Here is a 22,081-nt window from a genome sequence, read left to right on the forward strand (position 1 = left end):
GGCTTCGTCCAATCAGGCCTCGACGATGATGACCGTGTAAACCGGCTTGCGGCGCAGCGCGCGGTCGGACCAGCGCAGCAGCGCCTCGCCAATCGCCTTCTCCGCACCCGGGCCGGTCTTTTCGCCTCGGAGGCCGTCGATGGTCTTCCCCACGATGCCCGTGGCCTTCTCGATGTCCTTGTCCGTGAGGTTGAAGCCCACGGCAAAGTACTCGGGGTCTTCCTCGATCTTCCCGGTGTCCGGGTTGACGATCAGCAGCACCGTCACGGCGCCGTCCTCGGCCAGGCGGAGGCGGTCCTGCAGGGACTCCTCGGTGGCCGCGCCGGCCACCATGTTCTCCACGTACACATAGGCTGCGGGCACGCTGCCCACCACCTTGGCGAGGCCGTCCTTCAAGTCGATGACGGTGCCGTCCTCAACGATCAGCGCGCGCTTGGGGTCGACGCCGGTGCGCACGGCCAGCTCCGCGTTTGCCTTCAGGTGGCGGTATTCACCGTGCACCGGCATGACGTTCTTGGGGCGGACCAGGTTGTAGCAGTAGACCAGTTCGCCGGCACTGGCGTGGCCGGAAACGTGGACCTTGGCGTTGCCCTTGTGGACAACGTTGGCACCCTGCTTGGTGAGGTCGTTGATGAGGCGGTAGATCGAGGACTCGTTGCCGGGCACCAGCGAGCTGGCCAGCAGAACGGTGTCGCCCTCGGTCAGGTTGATCTGGTGGTCGCCATTGGCCATGCGGGCCAGTGCCGCCATGGGCTCGCCCTGCGAACCGGTGCAGATCAGGACCGCCTTGTTGGGGGCCATCTTCTCCAGCTCCCGGGAATCGACCAGCATGCCGCGCGGAATCTTCAGGTAGCCCAGCTCGCGCGCCGTGGTCATGTTGCGGACCATGGACCGGCCCACAAAGGCGATCTTGCGGTTGTACTTGTGCGCCGAGTCAATGATCTGCTGGATGCGGTGCACGTGGCTTGCGAAACTGGAGACCACCACGCGGCGCGGGGCCGTGCGCATGACATTGTCGATGGCCGGTGCCAGCTCCGCCTCGGCGGCCAGGAAGCCGGGAACTTCAGCGTTGGTGGAGTCGGGCATGAACAGGTCCACGCCTTCCTCGCCCAGGCGGGCAAAGCCGGCCAGGTCGGTGATGCGCTTGTCCAGCGGGAACTGGTCCATCTTGAAGTCGCCGGTTTCCAGCACCAGACCGGCGGGCGTGCGGATGGCAACTGCCAGGCCGTCCGGGATGGAGTGGTTCACGGCGAGGAATTCGACGTCGAACGGGCCGAACTTGCGGCGGTCGCCTTCCTTGACCTGGACCATCTTGCCCTTGATGCGGTGCTCTTCGAGCTTGGTCTTCAGGAAGGCAAGCGTCAGCTTGGCGGAGATGACGGGGATGTCGGCGCGGTGCTTGAGCAGGTACGGCACGCCGCCAATGTGGTCCTCGTGTCCGTGGGTCAGCACCAGGCCTTCCACGTCCTGCCAGCGGCCCTTCAGGTAGGAAAAGTCCGGCAGGATGACGTCGACGCCGGGGTGGTTTTCCTCGGGGAAGAGCACGCCGCAGTCGACAATCAGCAGCTTTCCACCGTATTCGAAGACGGTCATGTTGCGGCCGATCTCCCCCAATCCGCCAAGGGCAACGATGCGCAGTGCGCCATTTGCCAGTGCGGGCGGGGTCTGGCGAGGAGTTCTTCTCATGGGTTCCATTCTCTGTGGGGTGGTGGTGGCAGGCGGCGCCGGTTGGCGATGTTGTGCTGCCCTAAAGCGCGACGGCGTGCGGCCAGGGGCCGGCCTGATGTCGCAAAAAAGTTTGTGGGGGCGTACTTGTGTACGATTTTACCACCGCACCCGCCCGGGCCCGCCCTACGAGGAACTGCTGTAGCGGTTCTCCGGGCGGCCGCCGCCGTAGCGCGGCGTGAGGGTGGCCCGGCCCACATCCACCAGGTGCTCCAAATAGCGGCGGACACCCACGCGGGACATGCCCACCAGCTTGGCCAGTTCGGCGGCCGAGACATCCGTGCCCGCTGCCTGAAGCGCCAGGTGGACCCGCTGCAGCGTGACTTCCGAGAGGCCCTTTGGCGGCGGGGCGTAGCGCCCTGACGCGCTTGCAATGATGGCATCCACGCTGCGCTGGTCCAGCAGCTTGCCCCGCGACGTCCGCCGCACGGTGTCAAATTGCCGGGCCACTTCCTCGAGCCTTTCGAACAATGCGGACGCCATGAAGGGCTTCACCAGGTAGTGCCGCACTCCCCGCGCCCTGGCCGCACGCACGCTTTCCACGTCCCGCGCGGCCGTGACGGCAATGACTTCCATGGCGCCGCCGAGGTCCGGGCTGAGCCGGGACAGCACCTCCAGGCCGGAGAAGTCCGGCAGGTAAAAGTCCAGCAGGACCACGTCGGGCCTCAGCCGTTCAATAAGCACGACGGCGTCCGTCCCGTTGTGCGCCTCCCCCACCACCGTGAAGCCCTGGTGGGAGGAGACAAACTCGCGGTTGATCAGCGCCACGCCAATGTCGTCCTCGACGATCAAGACCCTCAATTTTGGCTTCATGCCGGCTCCACCGCCCCGGCGTCCGCGGACTCCCGGGCCAGGAACTCCCCGGCGCCGACAGGCAGCACCACGGTGATCCGGGCGCCGGAGCCGGCCGACGTCGCCGATGCCGCCGTGGACGGAAGCCCGCTGCCGATCCGGACGGTTCCGCCGTGCCGGGTGGCGATCCGCTTGACCAGCGTCAGGCCAATTCCGCGCCCCGTGGAGACGGCCCCCGGCAGGGCAGCCTTGGACGAATAGCCGGCCGTAAAGACCCGGTCCCGCAGCGACGGCGCAATGCCCTCACCGGAATCGGCCACGGAAACTATCAATTCACCCGGGCCGGCCGAAGCTGTGACCACCACGGAAATTCGTCCGCCCGCGCCTGTGGCTTCAACGGCATTGTCAATCAGGTTCCCCACTATCGTCAAGAGGTCCGCACGCAGGATTTCCGCCGTCCTGCCCGCGGCCAGCACCGGCAGCTGCGAATCCTCCTCGATGGTGATGTTGATGCCGAGTTCTTCGGCCCGTGCCTGCTTCATGAGCAGCAGCGCGGCAACCTCCAGTTCGCGGATTCCCGTGCGGCCCGGCCCTTGCGCCAGCGCCCCGCCCGTGCGCTCGTGCGAGATGAAGGAAACTGCCTGCTCCACGCGGCCCAGTTCCAGCAGCCCGGAAATGACGTGGAGCTTGTTGGCGAAGCCGTGGGCCTGGGCGCGCAGGCCGTCGGCGAGGCCCTGCACGCCGTCAAGGTCCCGCATCAGGGTGTGCAGTTCGGTGTTGTCGCGCAGGATGAGGATGGAGCCTATTTCGCGGCTGCCGATTTTCGCCACGTCCCGGCGCACCAGCAGCACCCGCTCCCCGGAGAGCACCAGCGACTGCTCTGCGCCGCCGTCGTCCAGCAGGTCCACCAGGGCGCCATCGAGGTTCTCCCGGGCCAGCGTGCCCACCAGGTCCGGCTCTCCTTCAAGGGACAGCAGCCGCACGGCGGCGTCATTGACCAGGGCGATTCTCCCCTGGTCGTCAACGGCCACCACCCCTTCGCGCACGCCGTGCAGGATGGCCTCGCGTTCCTCCAGCAGGCCGGCAATCTGTTCCGGCTCCAGGCCGAATATCCGCTTGCGGATCACCCCCGTGACCCAGGCTGCCCCGACCACGCCGAACAGGGCAGCGATGCCGATGGTGACAAACAGCCAGGTGGCATTGGAGAGGTATTCATCGCGCAGGTCAGATTCCAGCACGCCAACCGACACGGCTCCGATCACGGCATGGGCCTCGTTGAAAATGGGCACCTTGACACGCCAGGACTGGCCCAGCGTCCCCGTCTGCGTCCCTACAAAGGTGTCCCCGGAGAGCACTTCCGAGGGGTCCGTGGAGACATGCTTGCCGATCAGCGAAGGGTCGGGGTGGGAATAGCGGATGCCGTCCGTGTTCATGACCACCGCGTAGGCGATTCCCGAGGACTTGCTGATCAGCTCGGTGATGGGCTGGATGGTCTGGCTTGGATCGGCGTCGCCAAAGGCGTGGATGATGGCCGGGTTCGTGGACACCGACTGGGCAACGCCGATCATCCGGTCCCGGTAGTTGGCCCGCAGCTGGTGTTGCTGCGTGAAAATGGCAACGCCGCCCGTACCCACCACGGTGATGAGCACAATGACCACCTGCAGGAGAAGGAGCTGGGCCCGCAGTGTCATCCGTCGTCGCATGCCCCCATTTTGCCAGAAGGCGGCCTTACGGGCGGGCCTGCGCATCGGATTCATCCTTCCCGGCGGCCTGCCCGACGGCGGCCTGCCCGCCAGGGGCGGCCCCTGCGGCCTGCCCGACGGCGGCACCGGACCAGGCGCCCCCGACCAGCAGGAGGCCCGTGGCCGCGAAGACTCCCCCGGCCCCCGCGGCGGCGGACAGCATCCCCAGCAGCGACGGCAGCATGGTCTGCCCCAGCCGGTTGCTGGCCAGGCGCAGCGACATGGCCAGCCCGCGGGTGCCGGGATCCGCCAGCTCCGCAATCCACGACATGGTGATGGGCTGGCACGTGCCGATGGCGAAGCCGTAAACCGACGCCAGCAAGAGCAGTACGGCAAGGTTCAGCGGCAGGGCGAAGAGCATCAGCGCCACGGCGGAGACGGCGATGGTCCACACCATGAGCCGGCGCCGTCCGAAGAGTTTCACCATGGGGCCCAGGAACAGCCGCGAAAACATGGAGAACAGGGACCTCGCCACGAGCATGGCGCTGACCATGCCGGCGGCAATGCCGCGTTCGTGCCCGAGGGCCGGCAGGTAGGCCAGGAACAGGTCCACCGAGGCAAGGACTATGCTGCCGGCCACCAGGGCCCTGATCAGGCCCGGGGTGCGCAGCAGGCCAGCCGCCGCCGGGAGCATGCGGACCCGCTCCCCGTCCGCGCCGGGCCGGGCGGAACTGCGGACCAGGAAGGAGATTCCCAGCAGCACCACGGCCAGCGCGCCGCACACCGTGAAAATGAGCAGGACAGGCGGCGTCTCCACGGTGCCGCCGGGCAGGGCAAGGAGCAGCGGGCCAACAGTCTGGCCCAGTGCCGAGGCGAAGGTGAAGTGGCCAAACTTGGAGTCGTACTGCCCGCGGTTGGTGGTGTTGGCCACGATGGCCTGCTCACCAATGACGGAGAGCAGGTGGCCCATGCCCAGGAACATGGTGGCCAGCAGCAAAACTCCCACGGAGCCGCCGCCAAAAATGGCCAGCAGGGCGGCCACAATCAAGGACCCGGCGCCGGTGAGCAGGGCAAGCCGCTCGCCCGTCCGGTCAATGACATGCCCGGCCGGCAGCGCCAGGATGAGGGCCGGCACGGCGAACGCCGCCACCACCACGCCCAGCAGCGCCTGCGAACCGCCCACGTCCAGGACAGCGTAGGAAAGTGTGGGCCGCATGCCAAAGGTGATGGCCTGAATTACGACGGCGTGCGCCAGTACCAGCGCCACCCGCCTTCCCGCCGGGCCGGCCAAGGACTTGGGAGCCATCACGCCCGGCAGCTCATGCGGCCACCGTCATGAGTTCCTGGGCCTCGGCTGAGGGCACGCTGGCGCCTGCGTAGAGGAGGGCATCTTCCGGTTCAAACACCAGCCGGACGCCGCCGTCGAGGTTTCCGTCCGGGGAGACCACCTGGACCACATTGCTGCCCAGCTTCAGGCCGTACTCGTACCGGGAGCCCACATAGGAGCGGGTCAGCACGGTGGTTTCGAGCACGTTGGCGCCCGCGGCGTTGGCGGACGGGGTGATGCGCAGGCGTTCGGGTCGCACGGCCACCGTGACGGCGTCGCCGGGCTTCAAGTCCAGGGTGCTGGCCACCTTGACCACCAGGCCGGTGTTGTCGAGGCGGACGTGCGCCGTGCCGCCGCTGATCTGCTCCAGGGCGCCGGTGAAGAAGTTGCAGCTGCCCACGAAGGCGGCGACGGCGGCGGTGGCGGGCTTTTCATAAATCTCGGCGGGCGTGCCGATTTGCGTCATTTTCCCCTCAAACATGACGGCGATCCTGTCGCTGAGCGAGAGGGCCTCGTCCTGGTCGTGGGTCACGTAGACGGTGGTGATGCCCAGTTCCACCTGCAGGCGCTTGAGCCAGGCCCGGGACTGCTCGCGCAGCTTGGCGTCCAGGTTGGAGAGCGGCTCATCCAGCAACAGGACCGACGGCGAGTACACCAGTGCGCGGGCCAGGGCCACACGCTGCTGCTGGCCGCCGGAGAGCTGGTGCGGAAAGCGGTCCTTCAGGTGTGCCAGGCCCACAGTGTCCAGGGCTTCGTGGATCCGGGACGCCTTCTCCTCCTTGGAGACCTTGCGGATGGCCAGCGGCATGACCAGGTTTTGCTCCACCGTCATGTGCGGCCAGAGTGCGTAGGACTGGAACACCATGCCCAGGTTGCGTTCCTCGGTGGGCATGTACAGCTTTTTCTCCGTGTCCACGAACGGCACGCCGCCCACGGTGATGGAGCCCGACGTCGGCGTTTCCAGCCCGGCGATGCTGTTCAGCGTGGTGGACTTGCCGCAGCCGCTGGGTCCCAGGAGCGTGAAGAACTCGCCCTCCTTGATGGTGAAGTTGATGTTGTCCAGCACGGTGACGTCGCCAAACTTCTTGTGCAGGCCGCTGACGTGTACTTCAGGCATCGGAGTGTCCCTTCATGAACATGTTCGCCACGGCGACGAACACGGCGGTTATGGCAATTTGGATGGTGGCCAGGGCGGCAACGGAGCCGGTGTTGCCCTGGACCCAGAGGTCGAGCATGGTGGTGCCGATGACGCCGGTGTTGGCTGAGGAGAGGAACAGGGCGGCGGAGTATTCCTTCATCATGGTCACGAACACCAGGATGAGCGCGCCCACAAAGGCCGGCTTCAGCAGGGTGCGCAGGATGCGGAAGAAGGTGCCGAACCAGTCGGCGCCGGAGGTGCGGGCGGCGTCGTCGAGCTCGCGGCCGATCTGCATGATGGCAGGGGCAATGGAGCCAAACGCGGTGGGCAGCGAGCGCAGGCCGAAGGCGATGATGACTGCCACCAGGGTCCCCTGCACCAGTCCGCCTCCGGGCATCAGGGCGAAAACCCAGAAGAAGCCGATGCCCACGATGATGCCGGGCATGGCCTGCGGAATCAGGGCCAGGTATTCCACGCTGCGGGCAAACTTGAACGGCGAGCGGCGTGCCACCAGGACGGCCAGGAGGGCCAGGATGCTCACCAGGACTGCACCCACGGCGGCCACCACCACGCTGTTGGTGATGGATTGGACGTAGACCGGGAACGTGAAGACGCGGTCGTAGTTGGAGAGTGTCAGCGTGTTGAAGGGGTTCGCCAGGGGCGTGAAGATCATGGTGAAGGAGCGGAACACCAGGCCCAGGATGGGCAGCAGGGCGCCGAAGACAATGTAGATGACAATGGCCGCTGCGGCCACCCACTTGAACTTGCCCAGGTCCAGCAGGCGGGGGCGGGTTGCCTTGCCCCTCACCGAGATGAAGCGCTGGGCGTTCTTGAGCACCTTGGCCTGGATGGCGACGGTGCCGATGGTCACGGCCAGGATGAGGGTGGAGGCCGCGCCGAGGATGCCGTAGTCGGGCTGGATGGACTGCAGCCCGTTGGTGTAGAGGAAGGTGGAGAACACTTCAATGCGGACGGGGGTGCCGTACAGCAGCGGCACGCTGAGCGTTTCGAGGGACATGCTGAACACCAGGATTGAGCTGTAGACAATGGGCGGGCGCAGCATCGGCACCACCACCTTGAACAGGATGCGCAGGGGCCCGGCCCCGCAGACGCGGGCGGCGCTTTCCAGCGAGGCGTCCGACTGCCGCAGGGCGTTCGCGCAGAACACGTAGGCGATGGGGGCCAGCCCCACGGCCTCCGTGACGGCCATGCCGCCCAGGGAGTACAGGTTCCAGGGCAGGAAGCCCAGGAACTGGCGGACCTGGACGCTGATGAACCCGGCCGGGCCGTAGAGGGTGATCCAGCCGAAGCCCAGGATCAGGGTGGAGATGAAGAACGGCCATTGCATGGACAGGCCCAGCAGCCGCCCGAACGGCAGCTTGGTGCGCACCACCAGCACCGCCATGGGGATGGCTATGACAAGTGTGAGCACGGTGGTGCCGACGGCGAAGATGGCCGTGTTCAGGATGACCTGGCCGAAGCCGGCGTCGGTGAACAGCCTGGTGTAGTTGCCGGGGGTCAGCAGCCCGCCGGCCTCATAGAGGGGCCGGTCGCGGAAGGATTGGTAAAGGATGGGCACGATGGGCGCGAGCACAAAGAGCGCCAAGAGGATGAAGACGCCGTACTGCACGATCCGGCCCCGCCCGGCGCCGAAGACCCGGGGGTACTTCGGCGCCGGCAGGGTGGACCGGACAGCCGGCCGCTGGGTTGCACTTTCGGTGCGTGTGATGGTCATTGATTGGCCTGCCTGGTCACAGTCGATCTAGCGTAAGGGTGCTAATTGCCGAGCTTGGCGTTCCACTTGGAGACAAAGGCGGTGACTTCGGCGTCCGGGACCACTTTGTAGGGCACCCGGATGATGCCGTCCTTCCCGGCCAGCTTTTCCACTTCCTGGTAGGTGTGGCGGCCCTCGGTGAGCTGCACGTTGTCGCGGTAGGAGCTCAACCCGCCCTCAGCCACTGCGTTCTGGCCGGTCTCGGAGAGCACGAAGTCAAGGAAAAGCTTGGCCGTGGCCGGGTGCGGGGCCTTCGGCGTGATCCCGATGCCGCGGCCCAGGACCACCGTGCCGTCGGTGGGCAGGACAAACTTGACCAGCCCGCCGCTGGCCTTCTCGGCCGGATAGCCCACGGCGGAACTGATGAAGAACCCGGCCAGGTATTCCCCGGCCATGATTTTTTCCTTCTGCGTTCCGGAGGAGGATTCCGGCCGGGCGGAGGGCAGGATGCCGTCCAGGCCCGTCCAGGCGCCGGCATCGCCTGCGGCAAACGCGTGTGAAACGGAGAATCCCCAGGCGCCCTTCACGTCGCGGGTGGTGATCTTGTTCTTGTAGCTGGCAGGGTCGGCGGCTACGGCCTTGGCCAGGCTTGCGATGCTGGTGGGGGCTTCCTTCATGAGGGCCGAGTTGTAGGCAATGCCGACAGGGTCCAGCGACATGGCCCACACATTGGGCATCAGCTGGGCGTAGTCCGGCAGCTGCTTGGTTTCCGGGGAGTCGTAGGCCATGAGTGTGTCCGGCTTGCCGGCGTAGCTGGCCCAGGCCTGCACGGCGTTGGAGACCAGCATGTCCGCGGGTGCCTTGCCGGTGGCCATCTCGCTGAGCTGGCGCTGAAAGACTTCGTCGCTGTCAAGGTTGTCCGCGGAGACCTTCGTCCACGGGTACTTGGCCTTGAAGTCCCGCAGGATGGGGGCCCAGTTCTCCTGGTCGGTGTTGGAGTAGATGGTGAGCTTGCCGCCCTCCACCTTTGACGCATCGAGGAGCTTGGAGTAGTCGGCGGGGTAATAGCTGGGGGTGCCTGCGGAGGCCGCCCCCGGCGCCGCACTCCCCGCCGGGGTGGTGCTGCCGCAGCCCGTCAGGGCCGCAGCCAGCGTGGCCGCTCCGAGGACGCCAAAGCCCAGCGCCCGGCGGCGGCTCACGAGAGGGGAGGTGAGCGGGGAAGAACGGAACATGATTCACTCCTTTGTGATGTGGAACACGAATTGGTGCTGTGTTCATGTTCCACATCACGGCGGAGGGTCATCAATCTTTTGGTCGTATTGGTAAAAGCCGGGGGGCTTTTGGTCGTATTGGTCAGGATTTGGGCCCCTTTTGCCTGCGGGCCGGACGGCCTACAGCGCCCGCCGACCACCCCGGCGCCGGAGCAGGAGCACCGTGAAGAAGCCGATCACGATGGCCCCCAGGATGGCCAGCAGAGGAAGCACCGACGTCGAGGACACGGCCCGCGCCGGGGTGACTGCGGAGACGCCGTCGTACAGCTCCGTGGTGCCGCTGGCCACCTTGGTGTTGCCGTCCGCCAGGGCCGCGGCACCGTCGGAGAGCTTCCCGCTGCCGGTGGAGAGGGCTCCCGTTCCGGCCGCGAGGGCCTGGGTGCCGGACACGCCGTCGTTGAGCTGCTTCGTGCCGTCGGCAAGCTTGGCCGAACCGTCCTCCAGGTGCTTCGTGGCGTACAGCAGGCCGGGGTGCTCAGGGTCGCCGGGGACGCCGTTCATGCCGACCACCAGCTGCTGTGCCCCGTCGGAGAGCTTCCCGCTGCCGGTGGAGAGGGCTCCCGTTCCGGCCGCGAGGGCCTGGGTGCCGCTGAGCAGGCCGGGGTTGGAAGGGTCGTTCGGGACTCCGAAGACGCCCAGAGCCAGCTGCTGGGTCCCGGCATGGAGTGCCGTGGACCCGTCGGCCAGCTGCTTGGTCCCGGCGGACAGTTTCGTAGCGCCGTCGGCGAGCTGCCGGGTGCCGCCCACCAGGCCCGGCTGCGATGCATCGTTCGGCACACCGTTCAGGCCCGCGGCGATTTGCTGCGTGCCTGCGGCCAGCTGCTGCGATCCGGCCGCCAGCTGCTGGGTGCCGAGGACCACGCCGGGGTTGGCGGGGTCGGTGCTGTTCAGTTTCACGTCCAGGACTCCGAAGCCGGCGCTGAGGGCGTGGCCCCCGGCATTGAGCTGCTGGCTGCCGTCGGACAGCTGCTGGCTGCCGTCCGCGAGCTGCTGGAGTTGCTGGAGCATCAGGCCCACGGGCACCAGCGGATTCGCCTTGGCGAAGGCCAGCAGCTGGTGCGTGCCGTCATTGACCTTCCCTGCGCCGTCGGCCACTTTTGCCGTGCCCGCGGCCAGCTGGTTTGCCCCGTCAGCCAGGTTTTGCGGGTCGGTTCCCGAGGACGACGGCGTCAGGGCGGCGGACAGCTGGGTGGCACCGGCTGCGAGGCTCTGTGCCCCGGCGGCCAGCTGGTGCGCACCCGCGTTCGCTGCGGTGGCACCGGTTCCGAGCCGGGCGGCGCCGTCGGCCGCGGTGGCCAGTCCGGCATCAAGCTGCTGGGCGCCGTCATTGGCCTGGCCCGCGCCGGTGGCCAGCGCGGCAGCACCGTTGTTCAGGGCGGTGACGCCGGGGGCCAGCTGGCTGGCTACGCCGTCGGCGATCTTGGCAGCGCCGTCGTTCAGGGCGCCGCCGCCGGTGGCCACCTGGGTGGCGCCGTCCGCCACGGCAAAAACGCCCGGGGCGAGTTTGTTGTGGACATCGGTGGAGGTCTTGGCCGCACCTGCTGCCAGCGATTCGGCACCGGCATTGGCTGCCGAGATCCCGGGTGCCAGCTGGTCCTTGACCCCGTCATGAAGCTGCTTTGCCCCGTCCTTAAGCTTCAGGGCGCCGGCCGAGGTGAGCTTGGTGCCGTCCTGGAGTTGGGAGGCGCCGTTGGCGATCTTCGTGGTGGTGAGGGCGAAAAAAACCACCAGGGCCAGGACCACCAGCACCAGGACCAGGTGGGCGATGTAATGCTTCTTGACGGATCTGGGCACGGGGGTGCCTAAGGTGCTCGAAGACATGGGCGGTTCCTCACGGTTTCACGGCATTGTGATTTGGCTAACATTTAAACCTACTGACGAGTAACTTACAGCATCGCAAAGAGCCCGCGTCAACCTATTTCGTAAAAAACCACCGAAAAAGGCCGCCGGCAGCCGTGATTATCACGGCTGCCGGCGGCCTGTATTGGGCACCTGCCCGGGCGCGTCGCCACGTTTAATGGACGTGGGTGTGGCGGCCCCCATAGATGGCAATGATGCTCATAATCACTGTTACAACGATCATCCCGAGACCAATGTAGCCAAGTGTCAACATGTCCATGGCGAATCAATTCCTTAGTCCACGCCGGCGCCGCATCCTGCTGGCGGACGGTTCCGAAGAGGTGCCGGCTGGTGTCCGCCTGCTCCCATCATCCACCCGAACGGACAATGTCTCCAGCCCCCGAAAGGAGCACCCGAAATTCAGCCGCCCGCACCGAGAAAGGCCAGCGCTGCAACGGCCTGGGCCTGCGTTGCAACGCCCAGCGTGGGGTCGATGTCCGGGGCGAAAAACGGGGAATGGTTCGCCGGGATGTCCGCCGCCACGGTGCCGTTCGCGACGGCCCTGCGGTACACGTCCGGGGGCACGGAGCCCACGGTCCAGTACGTGTAGGGAATCCCGAAGGCATCCGGGAGCCGGCTGAAGTCCTCCGATGCCGTCTGTGGGGCCGTGTGGTAGACCGTCCCCTGCGGAAAGTGGGCCGTGAAGGCCGCTGTCACCTTGGCGTTCACGCCGGCGTCGTTGGTGGTCAGCGGGTACTGGTCGTAGTACTCAAACTCGGGTTCCCGGGGCGAACCCGCTGCCATGCATTCACCGCGCACAATACGCTCAATGGAGGCCAGGACGCGCCCGCGCAACTCGGTGTCGTAGGTCCGGATGTTCAGCAGCAGCACGGCGCGGTCCGCGATGATGTTGGACTTGGACCCGGCATTGGATGCACCCACCGTGACCACGGCAAACTCCCCCGGCACGGTCTCGCGCGAGACGATGGTCTGCAGGCGCAGCACGATCGAGGCGGCCAGCACCACCGGATCCACGGAATTGTGCGGCATGGATCCGTGGGCGCCGCGGCCGTGGACAGTGATCTTGATCGAGTCCCCCGCGGAGAGGATGGGCCCGGGCGTGGTGCCGATGGTCCCGGCCTCGGTGGCCATCACATGCTGGGCCAGCGCGACGTCGGGCCGGGGCACCTTGGCGAGCAGGCCGCCGTCGAGCATGGAACTGGCGCCGTCGGCGGTCTCCTCGGCGGGCTGGAACAGCGCCAGGTATGTTCCGGACCAGGCATCGCGCTGATCCGCCATCAGCTTGGCGGCGCCCAGGAGGGCAGTGATGTGCATGTCGTGGCCGCAGGCGTGCATGACACCCACCGTGGAACCGTCGCCATCCGTGCCGGTGGCCGTGGAGGCGTAGTCCAGGCCGGTGGCCTCGGTGACGGGGAGCGCGTCAATGTCCGCGCGGGCCAGCACGCAGGCGCCGGGCCCGTTTTCCAGGACCCCCACGACGCCGGTGCCTCCGATCCGCTGGACCGTGAACCCCCAGCCGGCGAGCTTGTCCTCGATGATTTGCGCGGTGGCAAACTCCTGCCGGCTCAGCTCGGGGTGGCTGTGGAAGTGCATGTACAGTTCGCGCTGCCACCCCAGTTCCAGGTCCAGGGCGGCACGAAGAGCGTTGGCATCAGGCATGCGCCCACCCTACTCCGGGCGGGCAACGCCGAGAAGAGGCCGGTGGGCCATTCGCTCAGCGCTGCCAGCCGGGCAGCAGGCTATTCGACGGTGACGTTGACCTCGTGTGAAACGGCCGTGCCGCGCTCCACCGTCCGCGAAACCGTGCAGTACTTGTCATGGGACAGCGCCGCGAGGCGGTCCACCATGCCGGCTGCCTTGCGCCCGTCCTCGGTGTCCGGGAAGGCCACGTTGAAGGACAGGTGCAGCCCGTCCATCCGGTTGGCGCCGTCCTCAACCACCTTGTGGCCGCTGGCTTCGACCCGGAAGCTGCTCGGTTCGCAGCTGCGCGCCGTCACCGTGTCGACGTCGATGGACGAGCAGCCGGCGATGGCGGCCAGCAGCAGCTCCACCGGGCTCAGCAGCCCTTCGCCGTGCCCAAACTCGATTTCGGCACCGTCGGCGTTGCGCACGGTGTAGCGGGCTGTGGCGGTGCGGACCAGCTCGATGGAACGCAGTGTGGGGTCTTCGTTTTCGCTCATGTGCCCATCATGCCACCGGCGGGCCGGCTTCGGGCAGGCAGGCCCGGTATCGGCTGAAACCCTTGCGGCCGGCGCCGGCATGGACAAGGGTGGGAGCATGACTGCGCTCCCCGCTGACAGCGGCGCCCGTGCCCTGCTGGCCGCGTGCCGGCTCGCCTCAACCGACCCGCAGGAGAGGGCCCTTGCCGCCGTCGACCGCTCAGGCTACGTGCCCGGCGGCATTCCGGACGGGATTGTCTGGGCGGAGACCACCGGGGATGTGGTGCAGGCGCTGCAGCTGGCCACGCAACACCGCGTGCCGATTGTGCCGCGCGGCGCCGGCACGGGCCTCGCCGCCGGTTCTTCCGCCACGGCAGGCAATGTGGTGCTGGACGTCAGCCGGATGAACCGGATCCTCTCCATTGACCCGGTGGAGCAGCAGGCCGTGGTGCAGCCGGGGGTGCTCAATGCCGAGGTCAATGCCGCCACCGCCGAATTCGGGCTCTTCTACGCCCCGGATCCGGCCAGCACCGCCATCTGCTCGATCGGCGGGAATGTGGCCACAAACGCGGGCGGGATGTGGTGCGCCAAGTACGGGGTGACCCGGGAATCCATACTCTCCCTGCAGGTGGTGCTGGCGGACGGCCGCATCCTGAAAACCGGCCGGAACACCATCAAGGGCGTCAGCGGCTACGACCTGAATGCGCTCATGATCGGTTCGGAGGGCACCCTGGGCGTGGTGGTCGAGGCCACGCTGCGGCTGCGCCCCAAGCCGCTGCACACGGCCACCGTGGCCGCCTACTTCGCGGACGCGGAGGCGGCGGCCCAGGCAGCGTCGGCGATCATCGCGGCCCGGATCCAGCCTGCCATTCTCGAATTCATTGACGGCGGGACGCTTGCCGCCGTCGACGCCATGATGGGCACTGACCACAGCAGCCGTGGCAATGCCTTCCTGCTGGCCCAGACGGACGGGTACGGCGCGCTGCTGGAACAGCAGGTGCTGGTGGAGGCGATCACCCCCTTTGCGCTGTCCATTGAACAGACCGACGACGGCGACCGGGCGGCCGAGCTGGTCTCCGCACGCCGCAATGCCATCCCCGCCCTGCAATTGCTGGGCCGGGTCTCCATCGGGGACATCGGCGTGCCTCGCAAGCGGCTGGCCGAAGCCGTGGCGGGCCTGGCCGACATTTCGGAGCGGACCGGGGTGAAAATTTTCGTCATCGCCCACGCCGCGGACGGCAACCTGCACCCCATGGTGGTGGTCGGCCCCGACGAGTCCATCACCGAGGGCCCCGCCAAGGCGGCCCTGGGCGAAATGTTCCATCTGGCCAGGCGGCTGGGCGGAACCCTGACGGGCGAACACGGGATCGGACTGCTGAAGAAGGACTGGCTTGAGGAGGAGGTGGGCTCCCTCTCCCTGGACCTGCAACACCGGATCAAGGCGGTTTTCGATCCCCTGGGCATCCTGAACCCCGGAAAGGGGATTTGACCCCCGGGCCCGGTACGGAGGTCGAAACGGACAATCGAGGCCGATATATCAGGATCAAAAGTCCGAATCGACCTCCGCCGTGAATGCAGGCCGCCAATTCAGGCCTCTACCCCACTAAGTTCCAGGTTTGTCAGCGCCTGCGCCTACGATTGTCCTTGGAAGCAGTTGAAGCCAATGGAGCGGTGCAGTGGACTACTTTTCGATCAACTCCCTGCGTGAAACCCACGCGGGCTGGTCCCTGTTGCGCGCGCAAAACGCTCCCCTGGCCCTGACGTTCTTCATGACGGCGTTCACCGACCCCAACCAGCGCAACCTGGGCCGCCAGGACCTCATCGACGTGCTGGACGACGTCCTGTTCAGCCTGCGGGACTCCCTGGGAGCGGACAGGTTTCCGCGCTCCGCCGCCGAGTACCTAGACGACTGGGCGGAACCGGAGAAGGCGTGGTTGCGCAAGTTCTACACGGAGGGCCGCGATGAGCCCGTCTACGACCTCACCGCCGCCACGGAGGACGTAATCCGTTGGGTCGAAGCCCTGCGCGGGCGCGACTTTGTGCCCACGCAGTCGCGACTTTCCAGCATTTTCAACCTGCTCAAGACCCTGGTCCACGGCTCGGAAACGGACCCCGAGGCCCGGCTGGCCGAACTGCAGCGCCAGCGCGATGGCATTGACGCCCAAATGGAACAGATCCGTTCCGGCGAGGTCCCCGTCATGAGCGGGCCGGAAGCCGTGGACCACTTCCACCAGCTCACCACCCAGGCCAAGGACCTGCTGGCCGATTTCCGGGAGGTAGAGGCGAACTTCCGTAAGCTGGACCGCCGGCTGCGCGAGCAAATTTCCATGTGGGAGGGCGGCCAGGGCGACCTCCTGGAATCGATTTTCTCCTCCCAGCAGGACATCAGCGGATCGCTGCAGGGCCGCACCTTCCAGGGGTTTTGGGACTACCTCATGTCCCCCCAGCTGCGCACCGAACTGCATGAACTCCTGGAGCGGGCCACGCGGATTGAGGCCTTGTCCGCACAGGACGGGCTGCAGCAAATCACGTCCATGCAGAACGACTGGCTGCCCGCCGTGGAACAAACCCAGGCCACCGTCCGCCAGCTCTCGGCGCAAATCCGCCGCCTGCTCGATGACAAGGTGTTTCTGGAAAACAAGCGCATCATGGCGTTGATCCGCAGCATCGAATCCAGCGCGGTGGCTGTCCGGGCCGCGCCTCCGCCTGGCGCTTTCGCGGAACTGTCCGGACATGAAATCCCCGTGGCGCTGCCCTTTGAACGGCCGCTGTATGAGCCCAGCCGGCAAGTTGCCATCGACGACGACGTTGATGTCACCGAAGACCTGGACGTGGACGCCAACGCCCTGTTCACCCAGTTCCATGTCGACCCGCACCGGCTGGAAGGGAACATTGACGCCGTCCTGGCGGAAGCCGGGCAGGCCACCCTGGCCGACGTCACGGATGCCTTCCCGCTCAGCCAGGGGCTGGCCGAGCTGGTGGCGTACTTCCAGCTGGCCACCGAATCCACCTGGGCCACCATCGACTCCGAGCGGTCCCAAACACTGTCCTGGGCCCTGCCCGACGGCAGCCTCCGCGAGGCCACCGTTGACCAAATCATTTTTGTGAGGCCATCATGACCCCCTTCGCCACAGGCGCCACCGACGACGCCGGCACCACCGGCAGCGCCCTGCCCGACGCCGGCCCCGCCCCCGACGGCCTCCCCCTCGCCATCACGAAACTGTTCAAGGGCGTGGTGTACCGCGAGTCGGACGAGAAACTGTGGCAGCGGCTCACGGAACTGTCGGCCCAGGCCCGGGATTATGTGGCAGTGCTGGGACTGGAGCTGGTGCTCGACGACACCGAGGGCTACGCGTTCCTGCGCTCCAGCCCAGACGCCGACCCCGAGCTGCCCCGGCTGATCCCCCGCCGCCAGCTGACCTTCAACGTGAGCCTGCTGTTGGCCCTGCTGCGGGCCCGGCTGGCAGAATTTGATACGCAAAACAGCGAAACCCGGCTCATCATGACTGCGGAGCAGATCGGGGACATGGTGTCCGTGTTCCTGCCCGAATCCAGCAATGAGGCCCGCATTCAGGACCAGCTGGCCACCAACATCAAGAAAGTCACCGAACTGGGGTTCCTGCGCAAGCTCCGCGGGCAGGAGGGGACCTTCGAGGTGGCCCGCATCCTCAAGGCCTACGTGGATGCGCAGTGGCTGGAGGAATTCGATGCCCGGCTCGCCGACTACCGCGCCGCGCTGGGCGGGACGGACGCCCAAGGCCGGCCAACCGGCGTCGAGCCTTCCCCTGGCAAGGCGCCACGCACCCCGAAGGAGGCCACGGCATGAGCACGCAGGCAGGGCTTTTCAGCCTGGATGACCTCACCCTGGACGACGCCGGCACGCGGCCGGGCTTCCGGCTGCACCGCTTGGAACTGCTCAATTGGGGCACCTTCAACAAGAGCGTGCGCACTTTCAGGCTCGACGGCGAGAACAGCCTGCTGACCGGCGACATCGGCTCCGGCAAATCCACCATCGTTGACGCCATCACCACGCTGCTGCTGCCCGCGAACAGGATCGAGTACAACAAGGCAGCCGGGGCGCAAAAGAAGGAACGCAGCCTCATGTCCTATGTGCGCGGCTTCCACAAGAGCGCCCGGAGCGGCCTGGGCGACACTTCCCGGCCGGTGGCGCTGCGCGGCCCGGGCACCTTTACCGTGGTGCTGGGCGTTTTCCACAACGCGGCCCTGGACAAGACCATCACCCTGGCCATCACCTTGTGGGCCACGCAGGAGGCAGGGCAGCCCACCCGCTTTTACTCCATTGCCGAGGGCGAACAGGGCATCAAGGCCGACTTCTCCGGCTTCGGCACCGACATGGCCAAGCTCAAGCGCCGGCTGCGCAACGACGGAGTGGCGGTCTTTGACGTGTTTGAGAAGTACGCGGCCGCGTTCAAGCGCCACTTTGGCATTGGCTCGGCGCAGGCCATGGACCTGTTCCACCGCACGGTGTCCATGAAGCAGGTGGAAAACATCACCCACTTTGTGCGCACCAACATGCTCGAAGAGGACGACGTCGACACGCGGATCAAGAACCTGCTGCACCACTTTGACGACCTGAAAAAAGCCCACGACGCCGTGCTCCGCGCCAAGGACCAGATCCGCATGCTGGAACCCGTCCGCGACAACGCCGCCCGCCACCAGACGCTGACTGCCGACTACGACCGGGCCCACGAACAGCGCGAACAGCTCTCCCCCTGGTTCACCACCCAAAAGCTGGAACTCAGTGAGGCACACCTGCTGGAACTGGAACGGGCCGCCGTGCGGATGGCCGCGGAACAAAACACCCTGACGGCCGAGGTGGGCCGGCTCAACCGGGAACTGGCCGAGCTCCGGGATGACATCCGCAACAGCGGCGGGGGCCGGATCGCCGCCATCGAGGGCGAACTGGCCCGGCTGGCCATCGAGTCGGGCGCCCAGCGGGAACGCTACGCCTCGTATTCGGAGGCCGCGGAGGTGCTGGGACTGTTTGATCCGGTGGACCAGGTGGCCTTTGACGCCAACGCCGCCGCACTGCCCGCCGTCGAAAAGCGGCTGGGCGAAAGCAACGCGGAGCTGCAAGCCCGGCGCACCGCCCTGGACCGGCAGCGCTCCGAAGCTTCCGAGCTGGCCGGGGACCACACGGCGGAACTGAAGAGCCTGCTGAACCGCCAAAACCTGCTCCCCGGCTGGCTGATCGCCCTGCGGAAGCGTCTCTGCGACGGCACCGGCATTCCCGAGGCCGGGCTTCCGTTTGCGGGCGAGCTGCTGCGGGTGCGCGAATCCGAGGCCGCCTGGGAAGGCGCCGCCGAGCGCACACTGCACGGCTTTGCCCTGTCCCTGCTGGTCACCGGGGAACATTACGGCGCCGTCAGCGACTGGGTGGACGCCAACAACCTGCGGGCCCGGCTGGTCTACCTGCGGGTGGGCGGCAACCCTGCCCCTCGTCCCGCCGCTGCCGGCACCCTGGCCAGCAAGATCGGCATCAAGCCTGGCACGCCGTTCCGGGAATTCCTGCTGGAGGAACTGGGCCGCCGCTTTGACCACCAGTGTTGCGAAACCATGGAGGATTTCCGCCGCTATCCCAAGGCGCTGACCCTCAACGGACAGCTCAAGGGCGGAGGCGGGCGCCACGAAAAGGACGACCGCAAGGAACTCTCCGACCGGTCCAGCTACGTACTGGGCTGGGACAACCACGACAAGGTTGCCCGCCTCCGCTCCGCCCTGGAAGAAGCCGACGGCCGGATGCGCACCGCCTCCGACGGGCTGGGCCGCATCGACGCCCAGCTGGGCAACCTGGGACGCCAGCAGCGCCTCATCGGCACGGTTGCCGCCGTCGTAAGTTTTGCCAGCCTGGACTGGCGCGCCACGGCCCGCACCAAGGAGGACCTGGCCCAGGAAAAAGCCGCCCTGGAATCCTCCAGCGACATCCTGCGCGAGCTGACCGAGCGGGAGAACGCCACGGGGGACAGGCTGGATCGCACCACCGGAAAGCTGACCACCCTGGCGGAGCGCGTCGGCGCCAACAAGAAGGGCAGCCAGGACATCACCGAGCAGATCGCGGACTGCCGGGAATCGCTCGCCGGGGCGCCGCTGACGGACGACGCCGGCCTGCTGGCTGAGCTGGGAAGGCTCGCCCAGGCCGCACTTGAGTCCGAGGCACTGAGCTACAAGAACACCGTGAAGACGGAAGGCAAGGTCCGGGAGAAACTGCAGGCCACCCTCGACGCCCTGCAGCTGCGGGCGGGCCGCGCGGCGGAGACCACCATCCGGTTCATGGCCGACTTCCGCAACAAATACCCTGCGGAAACCACCGAGCTGGACGCGTCACTGGAGGCTGCCGGGGAGTTCAACAGGATCCTGGAGCAGCTGGTTGACAACGACCTCCCGAGGTTTGCCGAGCGGTTCAAGGAGTCGCTGACGCAAAACACCATCCACGAGATTGTCGCGTTCAATGCCTTCCTGGATTCCCGCCGCCAGGACATCGTCTCCCGCATCGGCGAAATCAACGAGTCGCTGGCCCGGATCGAATACAACCCCGGCCGGCACATCCAGCTGGAGCCTCAGGCCACCTCAGATGCCGAGGTGCGCGAGTTCGGCAGCGAGCTTCGGGCCTGCTCCGAAGGCTCCATTGGTGCGCAGGAGCAGTATTCGGAACAAAAGTTCCTCCAGGTGGAGGCCCTCGTGGAGCGCTTCCGCGGCCGGCCGGGCCTGACCAACCTGGACGAACGGTGGACGGCCAAGGTCACGGACGTGCGCAACTGGTTCACCTTCTCCGCCTCGGAAAAGTGGACCGAGACAGGCGAGGAGCACGAGCACTTCACTGACTCCGGCGGCAAGTCCGGCGGGCAGAAGGAAAAACTGGCCTACACCATCCTGGCCGCCGCCCTGGCCTTCCAGTTCGGCATTGCGGCCGGCCCGGGAAACCAGCGCTCCTTCCGCTTCGTGGTCATTGATGAGGCCTTCGGCCGCGGCTCCGACGAGTCCGCCAGGTACGGGCTGGAACTGTTCAAGCGGCTCAAGCTCCAGCTCCTCATTGTCACGCCGCTGCAAAAGATCCACGTCATTGAACCGTTCGTGGCCAATGTGGGATTTGTGGCCAACGAAGCCGGGGACGATTCCCAGCTGCGCAACATGACCATCCACGAGTACCGGGCCGAACGGGACAAGCGTGGCAGCTGAGCCACGGACCGGCGGACGGGGCTGGACCACACCCGCGGACCTGCGTGCGTCTGCATTGCGGTCATGGAACAGCGGGGAGCTGCTGCGCGAGGCGGCGGCGCCGTCGGGCCTGCACCCCCGCCGCCGCGCCATCCGGCACCCCAGCGCCACCCAATTGCGCAGCAATTATGCTGAGGCAGCGGCCTGGGCTGCCTTGTGGGATCCGGAGCCCCGGGGTTCGGTGCTGGAGCACGTTTCCGTCGGGGCCAACACCATCGGCGCCAACATGCTGCCGTCGGCCGCCGTCTTTGCCACTGCCGCCGAGGAGATTTCCCTGCTGGGGCTGGGCCGTGAGGCAGCCCGGTTTGCAGAGCTTGCCCGGCTCCTGGGCGGGCTCGACGCCGGCCTGGCGGCGTGGGCCCTGCGCCGGCCGCTCGAGCTGCTCAATCAGGGCGCGGACGCGGTGACAGCTGCCCGCGTGGCACTCTGGCTGGCCGCCAACCCGCATCCCGGGATCTACCTGCGCCAGCTGTCGCTCGCAGGCGTGCACACCAAGTTTGTGGAGACACACCGCCGGCTCATCGACGACATGCTTGTGACGTTGGACCCTGAACGGACGGTCTCGGGAAAGAATTATGCCCGGCGCCACGGCTTCCTGGCTGCGCCGGACCGGGTCAGGCTGCGGTTTTTGGACCCGGCCCTGGCACCCGCACCGGGGCTCACGGACGTGGAGGTGACGGCTGCCGGATTTGCCGCCCTGGACCTGGGCGTGGACAGGGTCATCACCACGGAAAACCTGGTCAACTTTCTGGCCTTGCCCAACGCACCGCGCACGCTGGCCGTATTTGGCGGCGGATACGGCTTCGAGGGTCTGCGGGAAGCCTCGTGGCTGCGCGGCACCGAGGTGCTCTACTGGGGCGACCTCGACACCCACGGCTTCCACATCCTGGACCAGCTGCGCGCCCACCACCCTCACGTGCGCAGCATCCTGATGGATGAGGGGACGCTGCTGGCCCACCGCGACTTTTGGGGCCGGGAGGACACCCCCACCCGGGCGGTGCTGACGCACCTGACGGCTGAGGAAGGCGCCCTTTATGCAGCCCTCCGTAATGGCACCTTTGCTCCGCAGCTGCGCCTGGAACAGGAACTGCTGCGCTGGGACTGGGTGCTGGCCCGGCTGCCCTGAACGGCGGGTGCAGCACGGCGGATCGTTTGGGCGCCCCACGGCGGATCGTTT

The 22,081-nt window shown here is 67.0% G+C and carries 15 protein-coding genes; 5 read left to right on the forward strand and 10 right to left on the reverse strand.

From position 1 onward, the window contains the following. Positions 1 to 12: 12 nt before the first annotated feature. From G6N77_RS01780 to G6N77_RS01825, 10 genes are all read right to left on the reverse strand, one after another. Positions 13 to 1,695, reverse strand: coding sequence for a ribonuclease J (locus G6N77_RS01780; protein ID WP_370875228.1), 1,683 nt, complete (start codon positions 1,693 to 1,695; stop codon positions 13 to 15). A gap of 156 nt (positions 1,696 to 1,851) precedes the next feature. Then, positions 1,852 to 2,538, reverse strand: a complete 687-nt coding sequence (locus G6N77_RS01785; RefSeq protein WP_165180297.1) for a response regulator — start codon at positions 2,536 to 2,538, stop codon at positions 1,852 to 1,854. Continuing rightward, entirely contained in the window at positions 2,535 to 4,220 is a 1,686-nt protein-coding gene (locus G6N77_RS01790; RefSeq protein WP_165180298.1) for an ATP-binding protein, read from the reverse strand. Before G6N77_RS01790 ends, G6N77_RS01785 begins: the two co-directional genes overlap by 4 nt. Before the next feature lie 25 nt (positions 4,221 to 4,245). After that, positions 4,246 to 5,466 (reverse strand): MFS transporter, encoded by a 1,221-nt coding sequence (locus tag G6N77_RS01795; protein ID WP_165180299.1) that lies wholly within the window; start codon positions 5,464 to 5,466, stop codon positions 4,246 to 4,248. A 52-nt stretch (positions 5,467 to 5,518) separates the two neighbouring features. Next, positions 5,519 to 6,643 (reverse strand): ABC transporter ATP-binding protein, encoded by a 1,125-nt coding sequence (locus tag G6N77_RS01800; RefSeq protein WP_165180300.1) that lies wholly within the window; start codon positions 6,641 to 6,643, stop codon positions 5,519 to 5,521. Beyond that, positions 6,636 to 8,399 carry an ABC transporter permease gene (locus G6N77_RS01805; RefSeq protein ID WP_165180301.1) on the reverse strand — a complete coding sequence of 588 codons (1,764 nt, stop codon included), beginning with the start codon at positions 8,397 to 8,399 and terminating at the stop codon, positions 6,636 to 6,638. Before G6N77_RS01805 ends, G6N77_RS01800 begins: the two co-directional genes overlap by 8 nt. A 41-nt stretch (positions 8,400 to 8,440) precedes the next feature. Beyond that, positions 8,441 to 9,610 carry an ABC transporter substrate-binding protein gene (locus tag G6N77_RS01810; RefSeq protein WP_165180302.1) on the reverse strand — a complete coding sequence of 390 codons (1,170 nt, stop codon included), beginning with the start codon at positions 9,608 to 9,610 and terminating at the stop codon, positions 8,441 to 8,443. Between the two features lie 159 nt (positions 9,611 to 9,769). Beyond that, on the reverse strand, positions 9,770 to 11,470 hold the full coding sequence (locus G6N77_RS01815; protein WP_165180303.1) for a YhgE/Pip domain-containing protein: 1,701 nt from the start codon (positions 11,468 to 11,470) through the stop codon (positions 9,770 to 9,772). Between the two features lie 438 nt (positions 11,471 to 11,908). After that, positions 11,909 to 13,168: an amidohydrolase gene (locus G6N77_RS01820; RefSeq protein WP_165180304.1), complete on the reverse strand. Its 1,260-nt coding sequence runs from the start codon at positions 13,166 to 13,168 to the stop codon at positions 11,909 to 11,911. Positions 13,169 to 13,248: 80 nt separating this feature from the next. Next, positions 13,249 to 13,689 (reverse strand): OsmC family protein, encoded by a 441-nt coding sequence (locus G6N77_RS01825; RefSeq protein WP_165180305.1) that lies wholly within the window; start codon positions 13,687 to 13,689, stop codon positions 13,249 to 13,251. Between the two features lie 97 nt (positions 13,690 to 13,786). On the opposite strand from G6N77_RS01825, the gene G6N77_RS01830 reads away from it, so the two are divergent. The 5 genes from G6N77_RS01830 (at position 13,787) to G6N77_RS01850 (ending at position 22,030) form a co-directional block, all read left to right on the forward strand. Then, on the forward strand, positions 13,787 to 15,157 hold the full coding sequence (locus G6N77_RS01830) for an FAD-binding oxidoreductase (protein WP_165180306.1): 1,371 nt from the start codon (positions 13,787 to 13,789) through the stop codon (positions 15,155 to 15,157). Positions 15,158 to 15,344: 187 nt separating this feature from the next. Further along, positions 15,345 to 16,787 carry a DUF3375 domain-containing protein gene (locus G6N77_RS01835; RefSeq protein WP_165180307.1) on the forward strand — a complete coding sequence of 481 codons (1,443 nt, stop codon included), beginning with the start codon at positions 15,345 to 15,347 and terminating at the stop codon, positions 16,785 to 16,787. Further along, the gene (locus G6N77_RS01840; protein WP_165180308.1) at positions 16,784 to 17,494 is read left to right on the forward strand and encodes a DUF4194 domain-containing protein; all 711 of its coding nucleotides are present in this window, start codon (positions 16,784 to 16,786) and stop codon (positions 17,492 to 17,494) included. The genes G6N77_RS01835 and G6N77_RS01840 overlap by 4 nt, the downstream gene beginning before the upstream one ends. Continuing rightward, positions 17,491 to 20,865 (forward strand): ATP-binding protein, encoded by a 3,375-nt coding sequence (locus tag G6N77_RS01845; protein ID WP_165180309.1) that lies wholly within the window; start codon positions 17,491 to 17,493, stop codon positions 20,863 to 20,865. Before G6N77_RS01840 ends, G6N77_RS01845 begins: the two co-directional genes overlap by 4 nt. Beyond that, complete coding sequence (locus tag G6N77_RS01850; RefSeq protein ID WP_165180310.1) at positions 20,855 to 22,030, forward strand: Wadjet anti-phage system protein JetD domain-containing protein; 1,176 nt, start codon at positions 20,855 to 20,857, stop codon at positions 22,028 to 22,030. Before G6N77_RS01845 ends, G6N77_RS01850 begins: the two co-directional genes overlap by 11 nt. Positions 22,031 to 22,081: the final 51 nt, after the last annotated feature.

The sequence above is a fragment of the Arthrobacter silviterrae genome (assembly GCF_011045165.1).
Lineage (GTDB): Bacteria > Actinomycetota > Actinomycetes > Actinomycetales > Micrococcaceae > Specibacter > Specibacter silviterrae.